The sequence below is a fragment of the Paracoccus onchidii genome (assembly GCF_028294535.1).
GTDB lineage: Bacteria > Pseudomonadota > Alphaproteobacteria > Rhodobacterales > Rhodobacteraceae > Paracoccus > Paracoccus onchidii.
Window position 1 is genome coordinate 1 of record NZ_JAQBIE010000022.1, and the last position, 24,831, is coordinate 24,831.

24 protein-coding genes are annotated in these 24,831 nt (G+C 60.7%); 13 read left to right on the forward strand and 11 right to left on the reverse strand.

Annotated features, from left to right (window positions below; translation table 11 throughout):
- Positions 1-183 precede the first annotated feature (183 nt).
- Both PAF17_RS15410 and msrP read right to left on the reverse strand, forming a co-directional pair.
- On the reverse strand, positions 184-804 hold the full coding sequence (locus PAF17_RS15410; RefSeq protein WP_271889995.1) for a protein-methionine-sulfoxide reductase heme-binding subunit MsrQ: 621 nt from the start codon (positions 802-804) through the stop codon (positions 184-186).
- Positions 804-1,700, reverse strand: a complete 897-nt coding sequence (gene msrP / locus PAF17_RS15415) for a protein-methionine-sulfoxide reductase catalytic subunit MsrP (RefSeq protein WP_271889996.1) — start codon at positions 1,698-1,700, stop codon at positions 804-806. Before msrP ends, PAF17_RS15410 begins: the two co-directional genes overlap by 1 nt.
- A 66-nt stretch (positions 1,701-1,766) precedes the next feature.
- Between msrP and PAF17_RS15420 the strand changes: the two genes are divergently transcribed.
- The gene (locus PAF17_RS15420) at positions 1,767-2,234 is read left to right on the forward strand and encodes a DUF302 domain-containing protein (protein ID WP_271889997.1); all 468 of its coding nucleotides are present in this window, start codon (positions 1,767-1,769) and stop codon (positions 2,232-2,234) included.
- A 6-nt stretch (positions 2,235-2,240) separates the two neighbouring features.
- On the opposite strand, the gene recQ is transcribed toward PAF17_RS15420, so the two are convergent.
- Together recQ and PAF17_RS15430 are read right to left on the reverse strand one after the other, a co-directional pair.
- The gene (gene recQ / locus PAF17_RS15425) at positions 2,241-4,274 is read right to left on the reverse strand and encodes a DNA helicase RecQ (RefSeq protein ID WP_271889998.1); all 2,034 of its coding nucleotides are present in this window, start codon (positions 4,272-4,274) and stop codon (positions 2,241-2,243) included.
- Positions 4,274-4,567, reverse strand: a complete 294-nt coding sequence (locus tag PAF17_RS15430) for a YggT family protein (RefSeq protein ID WP_271889999.1) — start codon at positions 4,565-4,567, stop codon at positions 4,274-4,276. The genes recQ and PAF17_RS15430 overlap by 1 nt, the downstream gene beginning before the upstream one ends.
- A 133-nt stretch (positions 4,568-4,700) precedes the next feature.
- Between PAF17_RS15430 and PAF17_RS15435 the strand changes: the two genes are divergently transcribed.
- The 5 genes from PAF17_RS15435 (at position 4,701) to PAF17_RS15455 (ending at position 9,137) form a co-directional block, all read left to right on the forward strand.
- Entirely contained in the window at positions 4,701-5,261 is a 561-nt protein-coding gene (locus PAF17_RS15435) for an acyl-CoA thioesterase (RefSeq protein WP_271890000.1), read from the forward strand.
- A 49-nt stretch (positions 5,262-5,310) separates the two neighbouring features.
- On the forward strand, positions 5,311-6,681 hold the full coding sequence (locus PAF17_RS15440) for an MFS transporter (protein WP_271890001.1): 1,371 nt from the start codon (positions 5,311-5,313) through the stop codon (positions 6,679-6,681).
- The gene (gene mepA, locus PAF17_RS15445) at positions 6,678-7,541 is read left to right on the forward strand and encodes a penicillin-insensitive murein endopeptidase (RefSeq protein ID WP_271890002.1); all 864 of its coding nucleotides are present in this window, start codon (positions 6,678-6,680) and stop codon (positions 7,539-7,541) included. Before PAF17_RS15440 ends, mepA begins: the two co-directional genes overlap by 4 nt.
- Positions 7,514-8,410, forward strand: coding sequence for an esterase-like activity of phytase family protein (locus PAF17_RS15450; RefSeq protein ID WP_271890003.1), 897 nt, complete (start codon positions 7,514-7,516; stop codon positions 8,408-8,410). Before mepA ends, PAF17_RS15450 begins: the two co-directional genes overlap by 28 nt.
- A gap of 124 nt (positions 8,411-8,534) precedes the next feature.
- Positions 8,535-9,137 (forward strand): queuosine precursor transporter, encoded by a 603-nt coding sequence (locus PAF17_RS15455; protein WP_271890004.1) that lies wholly within the window; start codon positions 8,535-8,537, stop codon positions 9,135-9,137.
- Positions 9,138-9,386: 249 nt separating this feature from the next.
- Here the strand turns inward: PAF17_RS15455 and PAF17_RS15460 are convergent, their stop codons facing one another.
- The gene (locus tag PAF17_RS15460; RefSeq protein WP_271890005.1) at positions 9,387-10,511 is read right to left on the reverse strand and encodes a Hint domain-containing protein; all 1,125 of its coding nucleotides are present in this window, start codon (positions 10,509-10,511) and stop codon (positions 9,387-9,389) included.
- Between the two features lie 264 nt (positions 10,512-10,775).
- Positions 10,776-11,957, reverse strand: coding sequence for an acetyl-CoA C-acyltransferase family protein (locus PAF17_RS15465; protein ID WP_271890006.1), 1,182 nt, complete (start codon positions 11,955-11,957; stop codon positions 10,776-10,778).
- 161 nt (positions 11,958-12,118) lie between these two features.
- Between PAF17_RS15465 and PAF17_RS15470 the strand changes: the two genes are divergently transcribed.
- Both PAF17_RS15470 and PAF17_RS15475 read left to right on the forward strand, forming a co-directional pair.
- Positions 12,119-13,366 (forward strand): glycosyltransferase family 4 protein, encoded by a 1,248-nt coding sequence (locus PAF17_RS15470; protein ID WP_271890007.1) that lies wholly within the window; start codon positions 12,119-12,121, stop codon positions 13,364-13,366.
- A 1-nt stretch (position 13,367) separates the two neighbouring features.
- Positions 13,368-13,709, forward strand: a complete 342-nt coding sequence (locus tag PAF17_RS15475) for a winged helix-turn-helix domain-containing protein (protein ID WP_271890008.1) — start codon at positions 13,368-13,370, stop codon at positions 13,707-13,709.
- Positions 13,710-13,726: 17 nt separating this feature from the next.
- Here the strand turns inward: PAF17_RS15475 and PAF17_RS15480 are convergent, their stop codons facing one another.
- Positions 13,727-14,488: a DeoR/GlpR family DNA-binding transcription regulator gene (locus PAF17_RS15480; protein ID WP_271890009.1), complete on the reverse strand. Its 762-nt coding sequence runs from the start codon at positions 14,486-14,488 to the stop codon at positions 13,727-13,729.
- Between the two features lie 142 nt (positions 14,489-14,630).
- Here PAF17_RS15480 and glpD point away from each other — a divergent pair, with 142 nt between their 5' ends.
- The 5 genes from glpD to PAF17_RS15505 all read left to right on the forward strand — a co-directional run bounded on the left by glpD (position 14,631) and on the right by PAF17_RS15505 (position 19,559).
- The gene (glpD, locus tag PAF17_RS15485) at positions 14,631-16,181 is read left to right on the forward strand and encodes a glycerol-3-phosphate dehydrogenase (RefSeq protein WP_271890010.1); all 1,551 of its coding nucleotides are present in this window, start codon (positions 14,631-14,633) and stop codon (positions 16,179-16,181) included.
- Between the two features lie 147 nt (positions 16,182-16,328).
- Positions 16,329-17,804 carry a glycerol kinase GlpK gene (gene glpK, locus PAF17_RS15490; protein ID WP_271890011.1) on the forward strand — a complete coding sequence of 492 codons (1,476 nt, stop codon included), beginning with the start codon at positions 16,329-16,331 and terminating at the stop codon, positions 17,802-17,804.
- Between the two features lie 69 nt (positions 17,805-17,873).
- On the forward strand, positions 17,874-18,455 hold the full coding sequence (locus tag PAF17_RS15495; RefSeq protein ID WP_271890012.1) for a transglycosylase SLT domain-containing protein: 582 nt from the start codon (positions 17,874-17,876) through the stop codon (positions 18,453-18,455).
- Positions 18,456-18,518: 63 nt separating this feature from the next.
- Positions 18,519-18,947, forward strand: a complete 429-nt coding sequence (locus PAF17_RS15500; RefSeq protein ID WP_271890013.1) for a PaaI family thioesterase — start codon at positions 18,519-18,521, stop codon at positions 18,945-18,947.
- Positions 18,948-18,971: 24 nt separating this feature from the next.
- Positions 18,972-19,559, forward strand: coding sequence for a glutathione S-transferase family protein (locus PAF17_RS15505; RefSeq protein WP_271890014.1), 588 nt, complete (start codon positions 18,972-18,974; stop codon positions 19,557-19,559).
- Here PAF17_RS15505 and PAF17_RS15510 read toward each other — a convergent pair.
- The 4 genes from PAF17_RS15510 to leuS are packed head-to-tail and all read right to left on the reverse strand — an operon-like array spanning position 19,556 to position 24,822.
- Positions 19,556-20,779: a BaiN/RdsA family NAD(P)/FAD-dependent oxidoreductase gene (locus PAF17_RS15510; RefSeq protein ID WP_271890015.1), complete on the reverse strand. Its 1,224-nt coding sequence runs from the start codon at positions 20,777-20,779 to the stop codon at positions 19,556-19,558. The two genes, PAF17_RS15505 and PAF17_RS15510, sit on opposite strands and share 4 nt — an antisense overlap.
- Positions 20,776-21,804 (reverse strand): DNA polymerase III subunit delta, encoded by a 1,029-nt coding sequence (gene holA / locus PAF17_RS15515; protein WP_271890016.1) that lies wholly within the window; start codon positions 21,802-21,804, stop codon positions 20,776-20,778. The genes PAF17_RS15510 and holA overlap by 4 nt, the downstream gene beginning before the upstream one ends.
- On the reverse strand, positions 21,801-22,298 hold the full coding sequence (lptE, locus tag PAF17_RS15520; RefSeq protein WP_271890017.1) for an LPS assembly lipoprotein LptE: 498 nt from the start codon (positions 22,296-22,298) through the stop codon (positions 21,801-21,803). The genes holA and lptE overlap by 4 nt, the downstream gene beginning before the upstream one ends.
- Positions 22,285-24,822, reverse strand: coding sequence for a leucine--tRNA ligase (leuS, locus tag PAF17_RS15525; protein ID WP_271890018.1), 2,538 nt, complete (start codon positions 24,820-24,822; stop codon positions 22,285-22,287). The genes lptE and leuS overlap by 14 nt, the downstream gene beginning before the upstream one ends.
- Between the last annotated feature and the right edge of the window lie 9 nt (positions 24,823-24,831).

The following is a 24,831-nucleotide window of genomic DNA, read 5'->3' on the forward strand; positions in this document are numbered from 1 at the left end:
TCAATTCCCGAAATGTCTCACAAAGCTTCAAGTCAAACCGTCCGCTCCGTCCCGTTCTTGCGTCCCCGCCGTCTCGGTGAAGCGGTGTTTACGGATAGACAACAAAAGCCGCAAGAGGATTCGGACAAAAAAATCGGACTTTCCGTCATAAAACTGACAAGTAACTGATTTTATAGTGTTTATTTACGCACGAACCGGGCGCGAACGCTTCAATGGACGCGGAATCGCCACGCGAAGGCCCAAAAGCGCCAGAATCACGACCAACCAGAAGCCCGGGGTTACCGGAAAGACCTTCAACGCAAGGATCCAGTGCAGCGCCACCAGCGGCGCTGCCAGATAGACAAGCTTGTGCAGCTTGCGCCACGCCTGCCCGCCCATCCGCCGGATCGAGGCATTGTTCGAGGTGACGGCCAGCGCCAGCAGGATAACGAATCCGATCATCCCAAGCAGCAGATAGGGGCGCTTGATGATGTCGCGGCCCATCTGCGCCCAGAGAAAGCCCATATCCATCGTCAGCCAGGACAGGACATGCAGCCCCGCATAGGTAAAGGCCAGCAGCCCCAGCGCCCGGCGAAACTTCATCAGGCTGATCCCCGCCACGCGCAGCAGCGGCGTGACGCAAAGGCTGGCGATCAGGAAATACAGCGCCGTCCGGCCCAGCCGGTGTTCGATATCGCGGATCGGGTCGATGCCCAGCCCGCCCATGAAAGTATCCCAGACCAGCAGGGCCAGCGGGATCAGGCCCGCCGCCCAGACAGCCCAGACCGGCAGACGTCGGAACAGATCGTTCAGCTTGCGTTGCATCAGTAGTTCTTTGTCAGATCCATCCCCGCATAAAGCGAGGCCACCTGTTCACCATAGCCATTGAACATCTGCGTCTCCTGCCGGCCACCGAACAATCCCGCGCCGATCTTGCGTTCCGTTGCCTGCGACCAGCGGGGGTGATCCACCTCGGGATTCACATTGGCATAGAACCCGTATTCGCTGGGTTGCAGCGCATTCCAGGTCGCGAAGGGTTGTTTATCGGTCAATGTGATGCGGACAATCGACTTGATCGACTTGAAGCCGTATTTCCACGGCACGACCAGACGCAAGGGCGCACCGTTCTGATTGGGCAGCGGCTCGGAATACAGGCCGGTCGCCAGAATGGTCAGCGGATTCATGGCCTCGTCCAGGCGCAACGCCTCGCGATAGGGCCAGTCGAGAATCGGACGTTTCTGCCCCCGCATCTCTTCGGGACGGAACAGCGTTTCAAAGGATACATATTTGGCCGAGGGCTGCACACCGACCTTGCCCAGAATCGACGACAGCGGAACCCCGATCCACGGAATGATCATGGACCACGCCTCGACGCAGCGCAGCCGGTATATCCTTTCCTCCAGATCGTTCTCGGGGGCGATATCCTCCAGCCCATAGCTGCCGGGCCGGTCGACCATCCCATCGATTTCAACCGACCACGGATCGGTCGTCAGCGCCGAGGCATAGCGGGCCGGATCTTCCTTACCCGTGCCGAACTCGTAGAAATTGTTGTAATTGGTGATATCCTTCAGACTGTTTGGTTCGGCATCCGTCGAAAACGAAGAAGGTTTGCCGGTCAACCCCAGCGCCGGCGACGCCGCCAGCGCCGCACCGGCAGCAAGAAAGCTCCGCCGGTTCAACCATGAGGATTTCGGTGTCACATCAGACCAATTGAGCTTCATGCCGCCTCCAGATTCAGCTTGCTTGGACGATTGTCGCCAAGCCATCACTATACAGACACGATGCAGGTGACCGAATTGCACATCACATCTCTATTACCATTCGCGCTTGCCGCACTGAGCGTTACAGCACATGCCGATAACCTTGCCGTGAGCGCCCCGGTCACGCATCAGGTCGCGGGCGAATTCGACGACATCGCCTTTGCGGTCGAGAACGCGATTCTGAACGCCGGCCTCGTGATCGAAGGGCAAAGCCATGTCGGGGACATGCTGGCGCGCACCAAAGATGATGTCGGCGGAGAAAAGGACCTGTACAGCCATGCCGAAGTCTTCACCTTCTGTTCGGCAAGCGTGTCACGTCAGGTGATGGAGGCCGATATCATGAACCTGCAACACTGCCCCTATTCGATTTTCCTGTTCGAAACCCCGGACGCGCCAGGCCAGATCACGGTGGGCAGACGCCGCTATGATAATTCGATGCAACCTGCCGCACAGTTGCTTGATGGTATTATCGCCGACGCCCTGACGCTGGAATAGGGCCAGTCAGACCTCGGAGATTTCGCTCAGGAAGGCCCGGCCAAAGCGTTGGACCCGGGCTTCGTCCAGATAGCGCGCCAAGCCGCTTTCATCCGTCGGACGCGTTTCGGCAATCCGCCGGATCTGCGACGTCGTGCAGCTTAGCGGCTTGGCCGTGCCATCATCGCCGCGCATCAGCCGGTTCTGAACTTCCAGCAGGCGATCGAACAGGGCGCCGGCGGGCCGGCCCGCAAGGGCGCGGCGATGGGGGTGCATATCGGGCTGATCGCCCGCCAGAACCGCCAGGAATGCCTGCCCGTAGCTTTCCAGCTTTTTCGCGCCCACGCCGTTGACCCGCGCCATGTCATCCAGCGTTTCCGGGCGGCGCTGGACCATTTCGATCAATGTGCGGTCGGGAAAGATCACATAGGCCGGAACGGCTGCGGCCTCTGCCAGGGCGCGGCGCTTGGCCTTCAATGCCGAAAGCAGGGGTTCGTCCTCTTCCGACACCTGCGTCTTGACGACATTGCCGCCGCGCGCGCGCAAGGTTGTGTCATGGCGCAGCGTTACCGAGCTTTCGCCCCGCAGAATCGGATGCGCGACATCGGTCAGATGCAGCGCACCATGTCGGTCGGGATCGGGGCGACACAGGTCCAGCCCCATCATTTGCCGAAAGATGGCCTGCCATTGCGCACGGCTGAATTCCTGCCCGACCGCGAAAGTCGGCAACCGGTCATGCCCGCGATCGCGGATCTTCTCGGTGCTGTTTCCCGTCAGAATGTCGATCAGATGGCCGCTGCCGAACCATTCGCCCGTGCGCAACATCGCGGACAAGGCCTTGCGCACGGCTTCGGTGCCGTCAAACAGCTTGGGCGGATGCAGGCAAATGTCGCAATTGCCACAATCCGCGGGCAGATCCTCGCCGAAATAAGTCAAGAGACGGCGGCGGCGACATCCCGTCGCCTCGGCCAGCCCCAACAGCGCGTTCAGCCGGGCATGATCCGCACCTTTTCGGGCGGTTTCGGCCAATCCCTCGTCAACCTGCATGCGGCGCAAACGAATATCGTCGGGTCCATAGAGCGTCAGTGTATCCGCCGGATCGCCATCCCGGCCGGCGCGGCCGATTTCCTGGTAATAGGCTTCGATCGACTTGGGCAGGTCGGCATGCAGAACCCAGCGAATATCGGGCTTGTCGATTCCCATGCCGAACGCCACCGTGGCAACCACGATCAGTCCGTCCTCGCGCTGGAAACGCCCCTCGACGGCACGCCGCGCATCCGCCTCCATACCGCCGTGATAGGCCACCGCACTATGCCCCGCCTGATTCAGCGCCTGTGCCAGCGTCTCGGTTCGGGCGCGGCTGGCGCAATAGACGATGCCCGACTGGCCGCGACGGGCAGCGACAAAGTTCATCAATTGCTTGCGCGGGCTGTCCTTGGGCTGAAACGCCAGCCGGATATTGGGCCGGTCAAAGCCACGCAGGAATATCTGGGGTTCCTGCCCGTCAAACAGGCGCGATACGATTTCAGCCCGGGTCTCGGCATCGGCGGTGGCGGTAAATGCCGACAACGGCACCCCCAGATCACGCTTCAATTCACCGATCCGCAAATAATCGGGGCGGAAATCATGCCCCCACTGGCTGACGCAATGCGCTTCGTCCACGGCGATGGCCGTTACCCCGGCGCGGCGCAGCAATTGCACCGTCCCCCCCGAAGCCAGCCGTTCGGGGGCCATGTAAAGCAGCTTCAGCGCCCCCTGCCCCAATGCCTCGAACACGGCATCGGTTTCCTCAGGGGTGTTCCCGCTGGTCAACGCACCGGCAGAAACCCCGGCTTCGCCCAGGGCGCGCACCTGATCGCGCATCAATGCAATCAGGGGCGAAATGACCACCGTCACCCCATCGCGCATCACCGCGGGCAGCTGATAGCAAAGTGACTTGCCGCCGCCCGTCGGCATGATCGCAAGCACATCCTGCCCGCGTGCCACGGTTTCGACGATCTCACGTTGCCCGGGGCGGAATCCGTCAAATCCCCAGACCTGTCGCAGCAGGTCGGTGGGCATCACATCCCGTAAAAGAAGCCGGCGTTATTGGCCAAGGCGCGTTGCAGGATGATAATGATGATGAACACCACCAGCGGCGCCAGATCGAGCCCCCCCGTATTGGGCAGCAGATTGCGCACCGGGGTGTAAATCGGTTCAAGCAGTCGGGTCAAACCGTCCCAGATCTGTCCGACCAGCGGCTGACGCAGGTTCAGGACCTGGAAATTGATCAGCCACGACATGATGATGTGGGCGATCATGACAAACCACACCACTTGCAGGATCAGTTGCAAGGCCTCGTAGAGCGTTCCCATAATACCCTCATTCTAGCGATCGCGCCCTGTATGGCCGCGAGGCGGCGCGGGCGCAAGCAGGTTGCCGTGCCGTCAAGGTTGACCTTTTTGTGGGCAGGGGTCACGCAAGCGGCATTCAAGCAAGGGGCCGCCAATGTATCCATTGATCCGTTTCATCAAGGAAATGATCAAGTTCCGCAATGCGCCGCCCTTGTCTCCGTCGGGGACCCATGTCTCGACACATATTTGCTGGCCCTGGGATCTGGACCCCTGGATCGAGCTGAACAACGGCCGAACCCTGACGCTTTTCGATCTTGGCCGCATTCCGATGGCGCAACGCACCGGGTTGCTGGCCGTCATGCGCAAAATGAAATGGGGCATCACGGTGGCCGGAAACTCGACCCGCTACCGGCGCCGCGTGCGCATGTTCGACCGTTTCACGATGATCTCGCGGATCATTGGCTGGGACCATCGCTTCATTTACATGGAGCAATCCATGTGGCGGCGGGGCGAATGCTGCAACCACATGCTTCTGCGATCGGCCGTCACGTCGTCATCAGGCATCGTTCCCCCGTCCGAGGTCGCGAAAGCGATGAACCTGGCGCAAACGCCCGGCCCCCTGCCGGACTGGGTGCAGGCATGGATAGATGCCGATGCCACACGAACCTGGCCCCCCGAAATTCCCGATGACGTGAAAGCGGACTTGCCAGCCTGACCCGCTTCGGCCTTATCTGCCCCTGACAATGCGATACAGGGAAAGCGGCATGAACAGAAAGCGGATCTGGGGCTGGTGGTTCTTTGACTGGGCCAGCCAACCCTTTCACACATTGCTGCTGACCTTCGTCTTTTCGGTCTATTTCTCCGAGGTGGCAAAACGCCACTTTCAGGAAACCGGCCTGTCCGAAGCCCTTGCCGGTGCCAGCGCGCAGACGATCTGGGGCTATGGCCTGTCGGCCAGCGGCATCATCATCGCCGTGCTGGCGCCGATTCTGGGCGCGGTCGCGGACACATCGGGCCGCAGGATGCCATGGATCTGGTTCTTTTCACTGTTCTACGTGACAGGGGCCATCGGCCTGTGGTTCCTGATGCCCCAGCAACCTGCCCTGGTGCAATCGGTCATCCTGTTCGGGATCGGTCTGATCGGCGTTGAATTCGCGACCATTTTCACCAACGCAATCTTGCCCGGCCTTGCGCCCCGCGATGAAATCGGACGCCTGTCCGGCACCGGCTACGCGTTCGGTTATGCCGGCGGGGTGCTGTCGCTTGCCGTCATGCTTGCACTGTTTCAGGAAACCCCGACCGGCAAGACCCTGATCGGACTGCCCCCCATGTTCGGCTTGGACCCCGCCATGCGCGAAGGCACACGGTTTGTCGGGCCATTCGTCGCGATCTGGTATGTGGTTTTCATGATCCCCTTTTTCCTGTGGGTCCGGGAACCGGCCGCCAAGGGGCGCCCGATCCGCATCGGTGCCGCGATGTCGGACCTGTGGCAACTGGTGCGCAGCCTGCGCCACCGGCGCAGCCTTGGCAGCTGGTTGCTGTCGTCAATGATGTCGCGCGACGCGCTGAACGCACTTTATGGCTTTGGTGGTGTCTATGCCGGAACGGTCCTGGGCTGGCCGGTATTTCTGGCCGGCATCTTCGGGGTCATCAGCGCCATATCAGCTGCGATCATCAGCTGGCTTGGCGGACGTGCCGACCGGAGATGGGGCCCCAAGCCCGTCATCATCGTCAGCATCCTGATTCTGACCGCCGTATGCCTGACCGTTGTCGGCATGGATCGAACCTCGCTTTACGCCATCCCCATGCCCGATCACCCCATCATCGGAACCCTGTTCATGCCGGACGTGATATTCTTCCTTTGCGGCGCCCTGATCGGTGGGGCGGGCGGTGCGATGCAGGCCGCAAGCCGAACAATGATGGTGCGCCACACAACCCCGGAACGGGCCACCGAGGGGTTTGGCCTATATGCACTTTCAGGCAAGGCGACGGCGTTTCTGGCCCCGTTTCTGATCGCGGTGGTCACGGACATGACGGGCAATCAGAGGATCGGCATTTCGCCGTTAATCGGCATGTTCCTTCTGGCGCTGGTTCTGCTACGCTGGGTTGAACCAGAAGGGGAGGCCACGCAGTGATCCGCAAATTCCTGACAGCCGCCGCCGTGATCGCGGGGCTTGCAATGCCAGCACTGGCCGAACCGTTGGCCAAGGATGTGTTCGGGCATTTCAGCACGCCGTCACAAGGGCCGGCGGTGTCGATCGGATATTATTCCAAGGGCTGCGCCCAAGGATTGCAGCAACTGCCCGAAAGCGGCCCCAGCTGGCAGGCCATGCGCCTGTCACGCAATCGCAACTGGGGCCATCCCGATTTGAACAACCTTCTGATCGGCTTGTCACAGGCGGCGCAAAAGGCCGGATGGAAGGGGCTGTATATCGGCGATATCAGCCAACCCCGCGGCGGACCGATGTTGACCGGCCATGCCAGTCACCAGATGGGGCTGGATGCTGATATCTGGATGCTGCCGCCCAGCAGCCTCGGCCTGTCGCGGGCGCAACGCGAAAGCCTGTCATCCGTCTCGGTGGTGGACAAGCGCGGCACGGGCCTGACGAAACACTGGAACGGCGGCCACATGGCCATCCTTCGCGCCGCAGCACGGGACCGCAGGGTCGAACGCATCTTCGTCGACCCGGTGGTCAAGGTCGCGATGTGCCAGATGGAAACCGGAAACCGCAACTGGTTGCGCAAGATCCGCCCGTTGAACAACCATAACTACCATTTTCATATCCGCATGAGCTGCCCGAAGGGCTCGATATGCCAACGTCAGGATCCGCCCCCGCCGGGCGATGGCTGCGCCGAGGCGGCCGAATGGATCAAGAACCGCATCGATCCCAGCCGGGTCAAGCCGTCCCCCCCGAACCCGAATTACCGTCATCCGCGCAGCTACCGCCTGAGCGAGCTTCCCCAACAATGCCGCACTGTCGCCGCCGCGCCCTGATCGCGTATCTGTGCCTGTTCTGCGTTGCGGCCGGTGCCCCTGCATCGGCCGCAACACTGGAATATGTGGGCACCCATGTCTGGCAAAGCAGCGAAAGCAGCTTTGGCGGCTTTTCAGGCATAGAAATCAGCAAGGACGGCACCGGCTTCCATGCCCTGAGCGACCGGGCATGGCTGTATTGGGGCAGCCTGCAGCGCGACCCCCAGGGCCTGATTCGCGATGTCAGCGTGGCCGGCCGCGCGAGGCTGAAGGACAGCAAGGGAAACCCGCTGAAACCGGGCTATCTGGGTGACAGCGAGGGTCTGGCCCTTGGTGACGACGGCACCATCTGGGTCACCTTCGAAGGGCTGGACCGGTTGGCCAGCTTTGAAAATCCGGATGCCGCGGCCACATTGCACCCCTCGCCGCCGGATCTGCCCGGCATGCGGGTCAATTCGGGGCTGGAGGCATTGGCAATCGACCCGACTGGCGCGCTGTTTACGCTGCCCGAAAAATCAGGCCATGAAGATCGGCCCTTCCCCCTGCTGAAATATACCGATGGCGCATGGTCCAGATTCAGCCAGATCAGGCGCGATCCCCGCTGGCTGCCGGTGGGGGCGGATTTCGGCCCTGACGGATTCCTTTACCTGCTGGAACGCGATTTTCACGGATTGCTTGGATTTTCATCGCGCGTGCGCCGGATGCGCCTGACGGATCAGGGGCCGGTGGACGAAGAAATCCTGCTGGAAACCACGCCGCTTCAATATGACAATCTGGAAGGTCTGGCCGTCTGGCATGATGGGCAAGGGATTCGCCTGACCATGATCTCGGACGACAATTTCCTGATCGTCCAGCGCACCGAGCTGGTCGAATATCGGCTGCGCGACTGACGGGCAACGCAACGGCAGCTGTTGACACGGGGCATCCGGCAGGCGTATCCGCGCGCTGTTCCGGCTGTGCAAGCAGTCCCGGGGCCGAGTTGTTCCGCCACCTTGTAAAACGGAAATCCAGCCTATGACCCGTATTCTTCCCGGCATTCTTGCCATGGCCGCCATCGTGGTGGCATCGAATATCCTGGTTCAGTTCGTCATCGGCGACTGGCTGACCTGGGGTGCCTTTACCTATCCCTTTGCCTTTCTGGTCACAGATGTGATGAACCGCGTCTATGGTGCCGCGCCTGCGCGTCGGATCGTGCTGGCCGGTTTCGTCGTCGGGGTCGTCTGCTCGCTGATTGCCGCCGGTTTTGACAAGACGACGCTGCGGATCGCGATCGCGTCGGGCACCGGCTTTCTGACCGCCCAGCTTCTGGATGTCGCCATCTTCGACATGCTCAGAAAAGCACGCTGGTGGGTCGCGCCGCTGGCATCGACGCTGGTCGGTTCGGCGGTTGATACCGCGCTGTTCTTTGGCATTGCCTTCTCGGCGGCACTGCCCGCCGACATCAACACGGGCTGGGCGAACGAAGCGGTTCCCCTGCTTGGCTTCGGCCCTGTCACCATGCTGTGGGTTTCCTTGGCAACTGCTGATTGGTTGGTCAAACTGACATTGGCACTACTTGCCCTTGTGCCCTTTCATATCATTGTACGCAATTTGTTGCGCCGAAACCAAGAAATCTGATTGACAGAATCTGGATCTGTGGCACCCTTTCAGTATTACGGCAACTTTTTGAAAGGAGGTGGTCCAGTGTCGAGAGTGATAGTGGAGAGAGGTGTCGGAACAGTCAGGGGGGCCGTGGCCTAGGGGCAGCCCCTTAGGTCGTAAACCCTGATTGGGACCGGACGGAGTCATCCATCCCTAACCGGACCATCTCCGTGGAACTCGCGGGTCGTCATATCTAGGCGGCCCGTTTCCATTTTTACGGTTATCTCAGCCGATCTTCTGCAATAGCGGCTTGCCGGATTTGGCGTGACGGGCAATCAACCCCCGCGACCGGCTGCCGGACGGAACATGCCGTGCGGGAACCGCGCATTTCGCCCGTTCGACCGCATCGGGAAACAGCGTCAACAATTCCTGACGCGCCTCGCGGGACAGGGTTTTCAATGCCTGCTCGCCTATGAAAAAGCTTTCTGACGGGGTGCCATTGGCAAAGATCACCTCGTGATCGTCAAAAACCAGATGGAAATAACTGACCTGTGCGCAGCTTTCATCGACATAGATACCGGGCAGATCCGTCAGGCGAATCGCGGGAATCAGAACCTCAGACTTGCCGAACATTCGCTGGCAGATGGGCGAGGATACCAACATCCTGTGCTGTCGCGAAACCCGCAGATCACATGCAGGAAATCCGTTCCCCAATGCGCCCGCCGAAATATGCACCGGGCGCAACCGGTCATTTCGACGCTGCATTTCCACGGTGACCGTCCGCGCCAAGGCAAGGCGCAGCGGCTGGCATCCATGATCCAGGGTGCGCACAAGCCTGCCGGGGGTCAGGTCTTCGACGGCAATCGGGCCGTCTTTGGTGTCGATCATCGATCCATCGGCGAAACAGATCATCGCGAATGGCAGGTCGAAACGAAATGATTCGACGCTGGTCAGCGCTTCATAATTCGTCGCGCTGCCAAGGGTGATGTCCTGAATATCCTCAAGCGCGAATCCGGCATTGTTGAAACCGGCCAATTCAAAGTCATGCACCCGCAGGATGGTGCGGCCATCCGTCAGGCGAAACGCATACATCGGTACGACCAAGGTCGCGCCGCCAGCCAACGTCACGACGCTGTCGTTGAATACGCCCAACTCCTCGATTGCGATGATCGGTCCGCCATCCGAATCGGCAAAACCCTCGTTCGGCTCGGAAACAGTCGTGTCGATCTCGGGATTGGTGCCTATCAGATCGTTGTCATGCAGCAATCCCCCCGGACCATTGGCGGGATCATTCACGATAAAAATGGAATCGGTATAATCTGACTGCTGCAGCGAAGTTCCTGCAAGCAATATGTTTGAAGCAACCGAGGTCGGCGCAACAACCCCCCAGGTCGGAACATAATCCGGCATCTGCAACCCTCGTGAACACTGGCCGCTCCGCGACCAAACCAGTTAAAACAACGCATCCTTCGGTCGGGAAAACATGCGACCGAACTCTCTCTAAAAGATACATTCGGGCCGCGCGGTCAATTCCCAGCAGATTAAATCTATCTGAAAATACAGGGGTCTCAGCTTGCCAAACGAGGAAAAGCAGGAATTCTTCCCTGGCCCAAGGCCATCAGACCAGAGATCTGAACGGCCCCGCGCCAGCGATTCCCCATGCAAAACGCTCGATCAGGCCCGTTCGATCGCCAGGGCAATGCCCTGCCCGCCACCGATACACATCGTGACAATGGCGCGCCGCGCCGCGCGGCGCTCTAGTTCATACAGGGCCTTGATGGTCAGGATTGCGCCGGTTGCCCCGACAGGATGGCCAAGTGCAATGGCGCCGCCGTTCGGGTTCACCCGGTCCGAATCCAGCCCCAGCCCGCGATTCACCGCCAATGCCTGAGCAGCAAATGCTTCGTTTGATTCAATGATGTCGAAATCCTGCGCCGCCAACCCGATTTTTTTCAGCAAGGCCTGAACCGCCGGGACCGGCCCGATTCCCATCACCTCCGGGCGCACACCTGCGACGGCATAACCCAGAATCCGCGCCCGCGGTTGCAACCCCTCGCGTCTGGCGGCATCGGCGCGGGCCAGAACCAGAGCCGCCGCGCCATCGTTGATGCCACTGGCATTGCCGGCCGTGACCGATCCTTCCTTGCGGAAAACGGGCTTCAGGGCATTCAGCTTTTCAAGGCTGGTGCCTTTGGGATGTTCGTCGGTGTCGAACATCGTCGCACCCTTTCGCCCGCGAATTTCGATTGGCACGATCTGGTCCCGGAAAAATCCCGCCTCAATCGCCTGAGCCGCACGGCGTTGCGATTCCAGCGCGAATTCATCCTGTGCCTGCCGCGAAACATCATGTTCGGCGGCAACATTTTCGGCCGTCACCCCCATGTGGCCGGTTCCCATCGGGCAGGTCAGCGCCCCCAGCATCATGTCCAGCATCTTCTGATCGCCCATCTTCGCACCGAAACGCGCCGATGTGACGGCATAGGGCGCGCGCGACATGCTTTCCGCCCCGCCCGCGACGGCAAAATCCGCATCGCCAAGCATCAATGCCTGCGCCGCAGACACGATTGCCTGCGCCCCCGAACCGCATAAACGGTTCACGTTCATGGCCGGAGTGGTCTCGGGCACGCCGGAATCCAGCATCGCGACGCGACTAAGATAGGCATCGCGCGGTTCTGTATTGATCACATGGCCGAAAACGACCTGCCCGATCAGGTCCGGCGCAATATCCGCACGTGTGATGGCCGCACCCGTCACGGCAGTTGCCAATTCGATCGGCGGGATCGCGGCAAGGCTTCCGCCAAAGGTTCCAATGGCGGTGCGTGCACCGGACAATATGACGATATCGTTGTCGGACATGGGCCCGGCCTCCTCCGCTTTCCTCGGATCGATCATATGGCGCAGCGCAACTGCCGCAAGTGCCCGCAACTTATGTGCCGCAACGTTGCCATATCAAAATTGCGACTTCGCACCAAAGCCCCTAACCTGCCGTCAGGCTTTGTGAGGAACCGGTTTTACCAATGAGTGATGAGTTTACGACTTGCCGAGACATGCTTGCCAACCGGCGCTATATCCTGAGTTCCCTTGTCCCCTTTCACCGCGATCCAGCGGGCCGGGTTCTGGTCGGCGACCTTTGGCATCGCGACCTGATGATGCATCTGGAATACATCCCGGACCTGACGATCCTTGCCGCTGAAACATCCGCCCCGCCCGAAGGCGACCTGATGCCGGTCGAGCCAAATCCGGGCCAGAAGCTGCGCTTCGTCGCCACCGGACCGGTTCTGACAGGACGACGCCAGCTTCCGGCCGCCTTGCCGCACATGCGCCGTATCATGCAACAAGAGCTGCGCGATGCCGATGTCGTCCATAGTGGCGTAGCCGGCTGGCCCATTCCCCCGGGGGTCCTGCTGAACCCGATGACCATTCGCCGGGGCCTGCCGCTGATCATCGCCATCGAAAGTGCCTTTTGGCGCATTCCCAAAGGCACCAGGGCCGGAACAAGATGGCGGGTCGAGGCCGCGGCAACCGAACGTTTTGCGCGCTGGTCGGCTGCGCGCGCCACGCTCGGCATCTATACCCACAAGTCCTACGCAACATCCCTGCCCGTCGGCAAAGGGGCCATGTCGGCCGTCACACCGGCGTCGTGGATCCGGCAGGAAGACGTGATTTCCGCGGATCAACTGGCATCACTGTGGCACGACAAGCCTACGGATCTGCGCATCTTGCTGGCATCACGTCTGACCGTCGAAAAAGGCATCGGAACGGTCTTGCAGGCCCTGCGCCAGCTAGAGGAAACCGGCCGTTCGATTCAAATCGACATCGTCGGCAGCGGCACCATGTCGGATGAAATCCGGGACTTCGCCACATCGGCAAGCCATGTTCGGGTGACAATGCTGCCCGAAGTCAGCTATGCGACCGAGTTTCTGCCGCTGCTGCGCAAATATCACGCGATATTGGTGCCCACCATCGGCGATGAACAGCCTCGGGTCATCCTCGATGCGTTTTCTCAGGGCGTGCCGGTGATCGCGGCCGATACCGCCGGAAACTGCGAGGTTGCCACCGACGGCATCAACGCCCTCATGTTCGAACGCGGCAATCCGGATGGCCTGGCTCGCTGTCTGTCGGATCGAAACCTGACCCCAGCACGGCTGCACAAGCTGGCCGATGCCGCGCGCGACAAGGCGGTGAACTGCACCCATCAAATGATGCACCGTCAACGCGCGGACCTGCTTGTCCGGGCCTTGGCTGGCAAGCTGCCTTCGCGCTGACATGAACCCTCCGCGTATCAAGCTGCGCCTGCAATATGCGCCAACGCTCGTGCTTGGCCCGGGCAAGGCCGAACTGCTTGAAGCGATTTCCCGCACCGGTTCAATATCTGCCGCAGGTCGCGAAATGGGCATGAGCTATCGCCGCGCATGGGCTTTGGTCGAAGAGATGAACGCAGGCTTTTCCACCCCTGTGGTCGACAGCAGCCGGGGCGGGCCGGGCGGTGGCGGCGCAGTTTTGACCCCGACCGGACACAAGGTCCTGCACCATTTCAGACAGCTCGAAGACATCCTGCGCGACCATGGCGCACAAGACATCGAGGCGATCAGCAAACTATTGAAATAACTTCGGAAACACGCCCCCTATCGGGCAACAAAAACCTGCGTATCCCAGCCCTCGCATTTGGCCATCAGATCGTCTGGCAAGGGCTGGTCAACAAATACCGCATCCAGCCTGGCCATTGATATAATCCGAACCGGCGCAGAACGCTGCAATTTGCTGATATCGGTCACCAGAAAGGTCTTGCGCGCCAGACCCGCTATCGCGCGACTGACGCGAACCTCTTCCATGTCGAAATCCAGCAAATCCCCATCCGAATCCAGCGCCGAGGTTCCGATGATCGCGAAATCCGGCTTGAACTGGGCCATGAAATCCGTCGTAAGATCGCCAACCAGCCCTCCATCGGACCGACGCAGCGCGCCTCCGGCCACCATGATGTCGCAGCTTTCATTGCCCACCAGAATATTGGCAACATTCATATTGTTGGTGATCACCGTCAAATTGCGATGACTCATCAACTCGCGCGCGACGGCTTCGGTCGTGGTGCCTAGGTTGAGAATGATCGAACTGTTGTCGGGGATCTGGCTTGCGCAGGTGCGGGCGATGCTGGCCTTGGCTGCGTCGTTCATCCGACGGCGTTCTTCATAGCCGATATTGCTGACACCACTGCGCAAGACCGCACCGCCATGCACACGGTCCAGCATTCCCTGATCGGAAAGCTCGCCCAGATCACGGCGGATCGTCTGCAGGGTGACATCAAATTTTTCGGCCAGCTCCTCGACACCGACCCGGCCCGACACACGTGCCAGATCCAGAATTTCACGTTGACGAATATTCAGCACCATTTCCCGATTCCCGGCTTGCCCTTTCCTCACGAAAGCGTCATGTGCGTTTTTTGTCAATTCGAATAAAAACGCGTTAAAACGAACATAATTGTTGACATATCGCGCAACAACATGATCCGATCTTCGCAAGCAGGAGGAACCCATGTCCGACATCACCGACCTCTTCATCATCGGCGGAGGCATCAACGGTTGCGGCATCGCACGCGACGCAACCGGTCGTGGCCTGACGGTACGCCTCGCCGAAATGGGGGATCTTGCACAAGCCACCAGCTCGAAATCGACCAAATTGTTCCATGGCGGCCTTCGCTATCTGGAATATCTCGAACTGCGATTGGTCCGCGAGGCATTGAAAGAACGGGAAACCCTGTTGCGCGCCATGCCCCATATCAGCTGGCCGATGCGCTTCGTTCTGCCTCTTGATCCGAAAATGACCTTCGAATCAGACACACCGGTCAGCCGGGCACTTGCAACGGTCATGCCCTGGAACAAAGGGCATCGACCGAATTTCCTGATCCGGGCTGGACTGTTCCTCTATGATCACCTCGGTGGCCGCAAGATTCTGCCGGGCACCAGCTCGATCAACCTGAAAACCACCCCCGAAGGCGCCCCCTTGAACGGACGGCTGCAAAAAGCCTTTGAATACAGCGATTGCTGGATAGATGATGCCCGCCTCGTATCCCTGAACGCGCGGGACGCGGCAATGAAAGGGGCCGACATCATGGTCGGCGCCAAAGTCACCGAAGCCATCCGCCAGGACGGGCTATGGCGTGTCGCGCTTGAAGACGGCCGCGTGTACCGCGCACGTGCCCTGGTCAATGCGGGTGGCCCATGGGTTGGGCGCGTCATCCGCGAGGTCGCGCATCTGGACAGCACCGAGACCGTTCGCCTCGTCCGCGGAAGCCATATCGTGGTTCCCAAGCTATATGATCACGACAAGGCATATTTCTTTCAGGGTGCCGATGGCCGGATCATCTTTGCCATCCCCTATCAAGATGACTTCACCTTGATAGGCACAACCGATCGCGACCACGATGGCAGCCCGCTCGAGGCAACATGCACACCAGAAGAGCAGGAATATCTCTGCAACTTCGCATCGCAATACTTCGCCAAACCCGTCACAGCCGACCAAATCGTCTGGACCTACTCCGGCGTACGCCCGCTATACGACGACGGAGCGAAATCCGCGACCGCAGCAACGCGGGATTACGTTCTTTCGCTGGATGAGCAGGGGGCGCCCTGCCTGAACGTGTTTGGTGGCAAGATTACCACCTATCGCCGCCTCGCCGAGCATGCCATTGAAAAACTTCTGCCGCACTTCGCGCAAACCGGCCCCGCCTGGACTGCCGGAGCCCCGTTACCCGGAGGAGACTTTCCCGTGGATGGCGTCGAACGGCTCATTGAAGATCTCAAGAAAAAATTTGTTTTCCTGACAGATCGTTGGGCGACTCGATTGGTACGGGCCTATGGAACCGATGCCGAACTCGTCCTGAACGGCGCGCAACAGGAAAGTGACCTTGGGCATAGCTTTGGCGCAGATTTGACCGAGGCCGAAATCAACTGGCTCATGACACATGAATTTGCCCGCTACGCTGAAGATGTGGTGTGGCGCAGAAGCAAACTCGGCCTCTGCCTGAGCCAAGAAGAAATTGTCGCGATCGACAGCTGGATGGAAAGTTCGAGACAGGTAGCGTAGCCCCTAGAACGAAACCGCCAATTCAACGAAGAAGACGGATACCCAGAACTAGTCTTCTTCTTCGTCAAAATACCCCTAGTGCCTTGCTCAATTCCGCCAACAAGATGGGTATTTGTGCAAAGAAGAAATGAACAGAGGAGAGCAGCGATGACAATTCTTGCCATGGACCAAGGGACCACATCATCGCGCGCCCTGGTTTTTAGTGACGGTCTGCAAGTTATCGCAGGGGCCCAACAAGAATTTCAGCAACACTTTCCACAATCGGGCTGGGTTGAGCATGAGGTGGATGATATCTGGACCACCAGCGCCGCAACGGCACGCGGTGCAATCGAAAAGGCTGGGAACCCGCGCATAGACGCGATCGGCATCACGAATCAACGCGAGACCGTTTTGATCTGGGATCGCCAGACCGGGCAGCCTATCCACCGCGCCATCGTCTGGCAGGACCGGCGCACGGCAGATGCCTGTGCCCGGCTTAAGGAGGACGGTGTCGAGCCAGAGATTTCCGAGACAACGGGCTTGTTGCTGGATCCTTATTTCAGCGCAACGAAAATCGCCTGGATGCTCGATCGCGTTGACGGCGCACGCGCACGCGCCGAACGTGGAGAATTGGCATTTGGTACGGTTGATAGCTTTCTGATCTGGAAGCTCACGGGTGGTAAAGCGCATGTCACCGATGCAACGAATGCCTGCAGAACCATGCTGTTTGATATTCGCAAAGGCGAATGGTCCGCGGATATGTGCAAACTGTTTAACATTCCCCTGGCAATATTGCCGCAGGTCAAGGACAGCGCCGCGGAGTTCGGAGAAACACGGCCGGACCTTTTCGGCCGCGCCATTCCCATATTGGGCGTCGCAGGAGATCAGCAGGCGGCGACCGTGGGGCAGGCATGCTTTCAGGCGGGAATGCTGAAATCGACTTATGGAACGGGCTGCTTCGCCCTGCTCAATACAGGAGAACAGGCCGTCCGCTCGGAGAACCGGTTGTTGACGACCATTGCCTATAGGCTGGACGGCAAGACCACCTTCGCGCTTGAGGGCAGTATCTTCATTGCCGGCGCGGTTGTGCAATGGCTGCGGGATGGTTTGAAAATGATCCGCGAAGCCGGTGAAACTCAGGATTTGTCGCAGAACGCCGACGACAGCCAACAGATCATCATGGTGCCGGCCTTTACCGGCCTGGGTGCGCCGCATTGGGATCCTGAGGCCCGTGGGGCAATTTTCGGACTGACGCGCAACACCGGCCCTGCGGAACTGGCTCGTGCGGCGCTGGAAAGTGTCGGGTTTCAGACCCGAGACCTTCTGGAAGCCATGCGGGCGGATTGGCGCGATGCCGGAGATGCGGTCTTGCGCGTCGACGGCGGCATGACAGCCAGTCAGCCGGCAATGCAATTTCTTGCCGACATTCTGGGCGCTCCGGTCGACCGGCCAAGCAACACCGAAACCACGGCGCAGGGCGCAGCCTGGCTTGCCGGCTATCGCGCGGGTATCTGCCCCCCGCCCGAGGAATATGCCAAGGCCTGGCGGCTGGACCGGCGCTTTGAGCCATCAATGACCGCAGAGATGCGCGATCGGCGGTATTCCGCGTGGCAACGCGCGGTCAAGGCGGTGATGGCTGTCTGACTTTTGGGAATGTGATTTCCCCTCTGGTCGTTTTCCCCTAGTATCATGGGAAAACGACCAGAGGGCAGGATGAACAGGTTTCTGAAACTCGCAATCGTCGGGCTTGTCGCCTCTTGCGGAGGTGGCACCTATAAGGCCCCGCGCAATCTGGACAATGCTTGCGCCATCGTCGCGGAACGGCCCGCCTATCTGCGCGCCATGAAAAAGGCCGAACGACGCTGGGGCATTCCCGTCCATGTGCAGATGGCTTCGATTCATCAGGAATCCAAGTTTATCGGTGATGCACGAACACCTCATCAATATGCGCTTGGGGTGATTCCGATCGGACGTCAAAGCAGCGCCTATGGGTATTCGCAGGCGCTGGATGGAACCTGGGAGGAATATCTCGAGGAAACCGGCAATCGCCGCGCCCGGCGCAACGACATCAATGACGCCACCGATTTCATGGGCTGGTACATGGATGGCTCGACCAAGCGTCTGGGCATCTCGAAATGGGACGCCACCTCGCAGTATCTGGCCTATCACGAAGGGCGCGCCGGATATGCGCGCAAGTCCTATCTTTCGAAAAGCTGGTTGGTTCGGGTCGCGGGCAAGGTTGGCGAACGTGCCCGCATGTATCGCGCCCAATTGGTGTCTTGCGGCAAGGCGTGAAGGCCAAGGCCTTGCCAAACCTGCAGTTTCGCGCCGATATGGCGATAAGCGGCAGGAGGGCCAATGGACGATCACGACATTCAGGACAAGATACTTGCAAAGGCGCGTTCCAATTTTGCCGAACATCTGGGCGCGCGCCTGACCACGGCAACACCTGACCGGGTCGAATTCGAAATGCCGGTCACCTCGGTTCTCGCCAACACGAATGGCGTTCTGCATGGCGGAGCGATCATGGGACTGGCGGACAATGTCGGCGGTGTTGCGACCATTCTGAATCTGCCGGAAAACCGCGCCACCACGACGGTCGAAAGCAAGACCAACTTTCTGCGCCCCGTCCGGATGGGGGAAACCGTGCGCGCGGTTGCCGAGCCTTTGCATCGCGGTTCGACCACTCAGGTCTGGCAAACGCGGATCATGCGCGAGGACGGCAAGGTCGCGGCAATTGTGACTCAGACGCAGCTTGTGCTTGAATGGCGGGACAAGCACGCCTGAACGGCGGTTCGAAAGGATGGCGCCATGTATAACGTGATTGGTACCTCGAAGGGGCGCAGCATGCGTGTGCTGTGGATGCTGGAGGAACTTGGTCAGCCCTACAGGCACATCAAGGCCAATCCGCATAATGAAGGCGTGATCGAGTTCAATCCGGCGGGCAAGGTTCCGGTGCTGATCGACGATGGCACCCCGATCACCGATTCGACCGCGATCCTGACCTATCTGGCCGATCGGCATGGAGGTTTTACCTATGCAGCGGGCACCCTGGACCGCGCAAGACAGGACAGCCTGACGCAATTCTTGCTGGATGAGTTCGATGCAGCCCTGTGGCTGGCCGCGCGGCACAGCTTTGTTCTGCCCGAAGAAAAGCGGCTTGGCGCCATCAAGAACACGTTGCGATGGGAATTCGAGCGCAGCCAGAAGACATTGATACATCGGATTGGTGAAGGTGAATTCGTCATGGGGGAACGGATGACCGTGCCCGATGTGATCTTGACCCATTGCCTGACCTGGGCGCTGGACGCCAAGTTTCCCGTAGTTGAACACCGGCTGTCCGACTATCTCGACCGAATGCGTCGTCGTCCGGCCTATATCAGGGCAACCAGCCTTTAGTCATGCGCGCCCAGCATCCGCTGCGCAGCGCCCAAGCCCGCCCGTCGCCCCATCGCCAAACAGGCCGTCAACAGATAGCCACCCGTCGGCGCCTCCCAGTCCAGCATTTCGCCGGCGACATACACGCCGGGCAAGGCACATAATTCCAGATCGGGTGTCACCGCCTCAAAGCGGATACCGCCGGCCGAGGAAATCGCATCGCAAAGTGGGCCAGGCCCGTCATGGCGCATCGGCAATTTCCGGGCGAGGTCTGCCCAGGCAGAGGCCTGGGCAGGGTCGGGCAAGGGCCTGCCCCATTCCAGAAGCAGGGCAACCTTGACCGGATCACCAAGAACCCGCCTGAGCCAATTGCCGATCGACAACTTGCCTCGGGGTTTTGCGAAGCGCCGCACGACTTCTGACTCAGTCAGGTCCGGCATCAGATCCAGAAACGCCTTTGATCCATCGCGCATTCTGGCCGACATCTCGTATATGCCACCGCCTTCCACACCATCGCGCGACAAAACCCATTCACCGCGCCCGACCTGACCACGACAATGAATGGCCACGCCCTTGACCGCCTTGCCGAAATGCCGCGCCATCGGCTTGGACCATGTGACGCGGAACCCCATATTCGCGGGTTGAAACGGCGCAAGCGAGACGCCCTTTTCCGCCAGGATCGACACCCATCCGCCATCCGAACCAAGTCTCGGCCAGCTGGCACCGCCAAGCGCAAGCACGGTGACATCCGGGTGCAACAGCTGACGCCCCGACGGGGTGTCAAATTCGAAACCGCCATCCAATCCGGTCCAGCGCCAGCCACTTTGCAACTGCGCCCCCTGTTCACCCAGGCGGCGCAACCAGGCACGCAGCAATGTCGATGCCTTCATGACGGTCGGGAAAACACGCCCGGTCGACCCGACGAACAAGGGCACGCCCAGCCCCTCGGCCCAGGCGACCACCTCTTTCGGGCCCAGACCGCCCAGATCCGGGTCGAGATATTCCCGCAGATCAGCCGGGGCAGAGCGACCGGTTCCGATCTGAAAGCACCGAATGAAATCCTCCAGCGGCTGATCCTTGGTCAGGTTCAAGCCCGACTTGCCTGCCATCAGAAACTTGCGCGCCGGCGTCGGCATGGCTTCGGCCACGATCACGCGATGCCCCGCCTGCGTCAGCGTTTCAGCCGCCATCAACCCTGCTGGGCCGCCACCAATCACCAGGGCATAGCCCGAACGCGTCACCGCCGGCCCCGGCCGATCATGGCAAGGCGAATCAGCGCACGCTCGACCAATGGCATTTGCGGCGCCCGCGAGGCACTACGCAAGGTCTGGTCGGTCGCCAATAATGCGGAAACGGCTTCTTCAAGCGCAGCGGTTCCCCAGCTTTGAGCCTGCCGTGCCATCCGATCGCGCCGGGGGCCGAAAACCGGCGGTCGCTGCCGCGACAACCCTGCCCCTGGCCCTTGCGGATCAACCGAGGCCAGATGCAGCGTCCTGAAATGGCGCAATGCTGCGATACACAGCGAAACAGGCGTCACGCCCTGACCTTCGATCCGACGCAACAGCTGGCCCAGCTCGGCGGCCCGCCCCTCGGCCACGACATGCAACACCTCATCAAGCCCCGCTTCGATGGTCGCGGGTGCCATCAACGCGATTTCGGCCGGGGTCAGTGGGGTGGAATCCCCGTATTTATACAATCCGATCTTCTCGATGGTCTGGCGCATATCGCCCGGATCAAGGGCGCGCGCCAAGGTCGTCAGGTCGCGCATCGCCTCGCGCGAAATATCGCGCAATCCGGCGGCCTCCAACCAGCGGCGAATTTCCTCTTCGCCAGGCGGATCATCATAGATCGGTGCCGCAACCGCCTGCTTGTGCGGTTCAAACAACTTCCGCAACGCCGAGGACTTGGCCAACCCGGATGCCGTCACAACCATGACCGCATCACCCGCACGCCATTCGGCCAGGGCCTGGGCAATCGCGTCGGCGGCATTGTCCGGGGTATTTTCGACCAGCACGACCCGCTGTCCCGGAAAAAACCCGACTTCCTTGATGGCATCCATCAACAGCGCCGGATCCTTTTTCAGCGACCCGCCCGCAAGTCGCGTCAGACGCATTTCCTCTTCGGCATTTTCGCCGGTCAGCGCCTTGACGGCCTCGGCCCGCTTCAATGATACGCGCATGGCGTCCTGACCATAGATCAGCAACGCGGGGCGCGATGGATCCGGCCGCGCGACATAGCGGGCGATTTCGCCGCCCTTGAGATTCATGTTTCCGGCAACGCAGGTGAATCGGCCAGCAGTCTGGTCACAACCTGATCGGCAAGCATGCGCGCCAATCGACGCCGGGCATCCGCCTCGGCGGTCAGGGTCGCGATGGTGGTCCCCGTCGTCGAATAAGAGCTGAAGGTGCTGACACGCCCCGATGACAGGGCCCGCCCGCGACTGTCCTTCAGCACATAATCGGCGGTGCCGTTCAACGAATAGCGGGTGGTGACCTGCTCTTGCGTGATGGCCTGCGACACGACACCGATGCTCAGCCGGTAATCGAGGTCAAAGGCGTCGGCCGATTCAGGCCCAAGCCGCTGCGCGATCTGGGTGTTGAATACGAATTCCTGATAATCATCGGGATCGCGCGGCCGAACCTTGCCGAACAGACGTTTGCCTGCCCCTTGCGGTCCATAGACAGGCTGCAACCCGCAGGCCGACAAAGCCAGCACGCCCAAAAGGGCCGCCCGGCGCCCTATGCGATTACGCGACCACATTCACAATCCGTCCCGGCACGACGATCAGCTTCTTGGGCGATGCACCTTCCAGAAATCGGATCACGGTTTCATCGGCCATCACCAAGGCTTCGATCTGATCCTTTGGCATATCTTTGGCGACACTGATTTCGGCCCGGCGCTTGCCATTGATCTGAATTGGCAAAGTGACCGTATCATCTTCCAGCAATGCCGGATCGGCCTTGGGCCAGGGCGCATCAACCACCATGCCCTGCCCGTCGGCCATGGACCAGAGATCTTCGGCCATATGCGGCACCATAGGCGCCATCAGCTGCGCCATGATCCGCAATGCCGCCTTGCGTGGTGCGCCATCCGCCTTGGATTTCGCAATCGCATTGGCCAGTTCGTAAAGCTTGGCGACCGCCTTGTTAAAGGCAAAGCCCTCGATCGATCTGGTCACATCCGCAATCGCGCGATGGGCCGAACGAATCAGCGCCGGGTCATCAATATCTGCCCCGGTCTCTTCCGCCAGTCGCCAAACGCGGGTCAGAAACTTGTAGGCAGCTTCGGCGCCGGCGGCGGTCCATTCGACGTCACGCTCGGGCGGGCTGTCGGACAGCATGAACCAGCGCGCGGTATCGGCGCCGAAGCTATCAACGATGTTCACCGGATCGACGACGTTCTTCTTCGATTTCGACATCTTGGCCGAGGGGATGATCTCGACCTCGGTGCCGTCGGCCAGCCTGCCGTCGGTCACATCCTCGGGCAGGTGATAGACCGGACGCCCCTTGGCATCGCGGGTCATGTAGATCTCGTGCGTGACCATGCCTTGGGTGAACAGCGCGTCGAAGGGTTCCTTCGCGGCCTCGGGCAGGTGGCCGGTCTTGACCATCGCACGGGCGAAAAAGCGCGAATACAGCAGGTGCAGGATCGCGTGCTCGATACCGCCGATATACTGGTCCACGTTCATCCAGTAATCCGCATCGGCGCGGTTCGTCGGCGTGTCGGCACCGGGGCTGGTGAAGCGGGCGTAATACCAGGACGAATCGACGAAGGTGTCCATCGTGTCGGTTTCGCGGCGCGCGGCCCCGCCGCATTTCGGGCAGGTTGCCTGACGCCAGGTCGGGTGGCGATCCAGCGGGTTGCCCGGCACGTCGAAACTCACATCCTGCGGCAGAAGGACCGGCAGGTTCTCCTTGGCCTCGGGGACGGTGCCGCAGCTGTCGCAATGCACCACCGGGATCGGGCAACCCCAGTAGCGCTGGCGCGAGATGCCCCAGTCGCGCAGGCGGAACTTGGTCACGCCCTCGCCATAGCCCTGCGCCTCGGCATGGGCGATGGCGGCGTCGACGGCGGCCTCGCCGGTCTGGTCGGCATCGCCCGCAAAGCCGCGGACATAGGTAACAGTCTCGGATTTCAGCGGCACGAAAGGCGCGGCGGCGACCAGCTCGTCCGCCTGTTCCAGCGTCATCCCCGGCTGACCGAAGGTCGCGCGGATCGGCAGGCCGTATTTGGTGGCGAATTCATGGTCGCGTTCGTCATGCGCCGGGCTGCCGAAGATCGCGCCGGTGCCGTAATCCATCAGCACGAAATTCGCGACCCAGATCGGCAGCTGCCAGTTCGGGTCCAGCGGATGGGTGACGGTCAGGCCGGTGTCGAAGCCCAGCTTGGGCGCAGTCTCGATCGCCTCTTCGGTGGTGCCGATGCGCTTGCATTCCTCGATGAAGGCGGCGACCTCGGGGCGGGTTTCGGCCAGCTTTTTCACCAGCGGATGATCCGGCGACAGCGCGGCAAAGCTTGCGCCCATCAGCGTATCGGGACGCGTGGTATAGACCTCGATCGCCTCGAAGCCCTCGGGCGCATCGACGGTGGCAAAGCGGAACTGCAGCCCGCGCGACTTGCCGATCCAGTTGGCCTGCATCAGGCGCACCTTTTCCGGCCAGCCCGACAGCCCGTCCAGCGCCGACAGCAGCTCGTCACTGTAGTCGCTGATCCTGAAGAACCACTGGGTCAGCTCCTTGCGCTCGACCGTGGCACCCGACCGCCAGCCCTTGCCGTCGATGACCTGTTCATTGGCCAGAACGGTCATGTCGACGGGGTCCCAGTTCACCTGCGCCGATTTACGCGTGATCAGGCCCGCATCCAGCATGTCCAGGAACATCGCCTGCTGCTGATGCACGTAATCGTCGTCACAGGTCGCGAATTCGCGGCTCCAGTCGATGGACAGGCCAAGCGGCTTCAGCTGGTCGCGCATCGTGGCGATATTGGCATAGGTCCAGTCGCGGGGATGGCCGCCCTGCTCCATCGCGGCGTTCTCGGCGGGCATGCCAAAGGCGTCCCAGCCCATCGGGTGCAGCACGCTGAACCCCTGCGCGCGCTTGAACCGCGCCACCACGTCGCCCATCGTGTAGTTGCGGACATGGCCCATATGGATGCGCCCCGAGGGATAGGGGAACATCTCCAGCACGTAGTATTTCGGTCGCTCGTCGCGGATGGCGGTAAAGCTGCCGGCCTCGGCCCAGGCTTTTTGCCACCGGGCTTCGCTGCTGGAGGGATCATAGGGCATAGCGGTCCT

What these genes read in the sequence shown, in the direction of transcription:
- PAF17_RS15410 (WP_271889995.1), bottom strand. Translation starts at nt 804, where the DNA reads ATGCAACGCAAGCTGAACGATCTGTTCCGACGTCTGCCGGTCTGGGCT.
- msrP (WP_271889996.1), bottom strand. Translation starts at nt 1,700, where the DNA reads ATGAAGCTCAATTGGTCTGATGTGACACCGAAATCCTCATGGTTGAAC.
- recQ (WP_271889998.1), bottom strand. Translation starts at nt 4,274, where the DNA reads ATGCCCACCGACCTGCTGCGACAGGTCTGGGGATTTGACGGATTCCGC.
- PAF17_RS15430 (WP_271889999.1), bottom strand. Translation starts at nt 4,567, where the DNA reads ATGGGAACGCTCTACGAGGCCTTGCAACTGATCCTGCAAGTGGTGTGG.
- PAF17_RS15435 (WP_271890000.1), top strand. Translation starts at nt 4,701, where the DNA reads ATGTATCCATTGATCCGTTTCATCAAGGAAATGATCAAGTTCCGCAAT.
- PAF17_RS15440 (WP_271890001.1), top strand. Translation starts at nt 5,311, where the DNA reads ATGAACAGAAAGCGGATCTGGGGCTGGTGGTTCTTTGACTGGGCCAGC.
- PAF17_RS15450 (WP_271890003.1), top strand. Translation starts at nt 7,514, where the DNA reads ATGCCGCACTGTCGCCGCCGCGCCCTGATCGCGTATCTGTGCCTGTTC.
- PAF17_RS15455 (WP_271890004.1), top strand. Translation starts at nt 8,535, where the DNA reads ATGACCCGTATTCTTCCCGGCATTCTTGCCATGGCCGCCATCGTGGTG.
- PAF17_RS15460 (WP_271890005.1), bottom strand. Translation starts at nt 10,511, where the DNA reads ATGCCGGATTATGTTCCGACCTGGGGGGTTGTTGCGCCGACCTCGGTT.
- PAF17_RS15465 (WP_271890006.1), bottom strand. Translation starts at nt 11,957, where the DNA reads ATGTCCGACAACGATATCGTCATATTGTCCGGTGCACGCACCGCCATT.
- PAF17_RS15470 (WP_271890007.1), top strand. Translation starts at nt 12,119, where the DNA reads ATGAGTGATGAGTTTACGACTTGCCGAGACATGCTTGCCAACCGGCGC.
- PAF17_RS15475 (WP_271890008.1), top strand. Translation starts at nt 13,368, where the DNA reads ATGAACCCTCCGCGTATCAAGCTGCGCCTGCAATATGCGCCAACGCTC.
- PAF17_RS15480 (WP_271890009.1), bottom strand. Translation starts at nt 14,488, where the DNA reads ATGGTGCTGAATATTCGTCAACGTGAAATTCTGGATCTGGCACGTGTG.
- glpD (WP_271890010.1), top strand. Translation starts at nt 14,631, where the DNA reads ATGTCCGACATCACCGACCTCTTCATCATCGGCGGAGGCATCAACGGT.
- glpK (WP_271890011.1), top strand. Translation starts at nt 16,329, where the DNA reads ATGACAATTCTTGCCATGGACCAAGGGACCACATCATCGCGCGCCCTG.
- PAF17_RS15495 (WP_271890012.1), top strand. Translation starts at nt 17,874, where the DNA reads ATGAACAGGTTTCTGAAACTCGCAATCGTCGGGCTTGTCGCCTCTTGC.
- PAF17_RS15500 (WP_271890013.1), top strand. Translation starts at nt 18,519, where the DNA reads ATGGACGATCACGACATTCAGGACAAGATACTTGCAAAGGCGCGTTCC.
- PAF17_RS15505 (WP_271890014.1), top strand. Translation starts at nt 18,972, where the DNA reads ATGTATAACGTGATTGGTACCTCGAAGGGGCGCAGCATGCGTGTGCTG.
- holA (WP_271890016.1), bottom strand. Translation starts at nt 21,804, where the DNA reads ATGAATCTCAAGGGCGGCGAAATCGCCCGCTATGTCGCGCGGCCGGAT.
- lptE (WP_271890017.1), bottom strand. Translation starts at nt 22,298, where the DNA reads ATGTGGTCGCGTAATCGCATAGGGCGCCGGGCGGCCCTTTTGGGCGTG.
- leuS (WP_271890018.1), bottom strand. Translation starts at nt 24,822, where the DNA reads ATGCCCTATGATCCCTCCAGCAGCGAAGCCCGGTGGCAAAAAGCCTGG.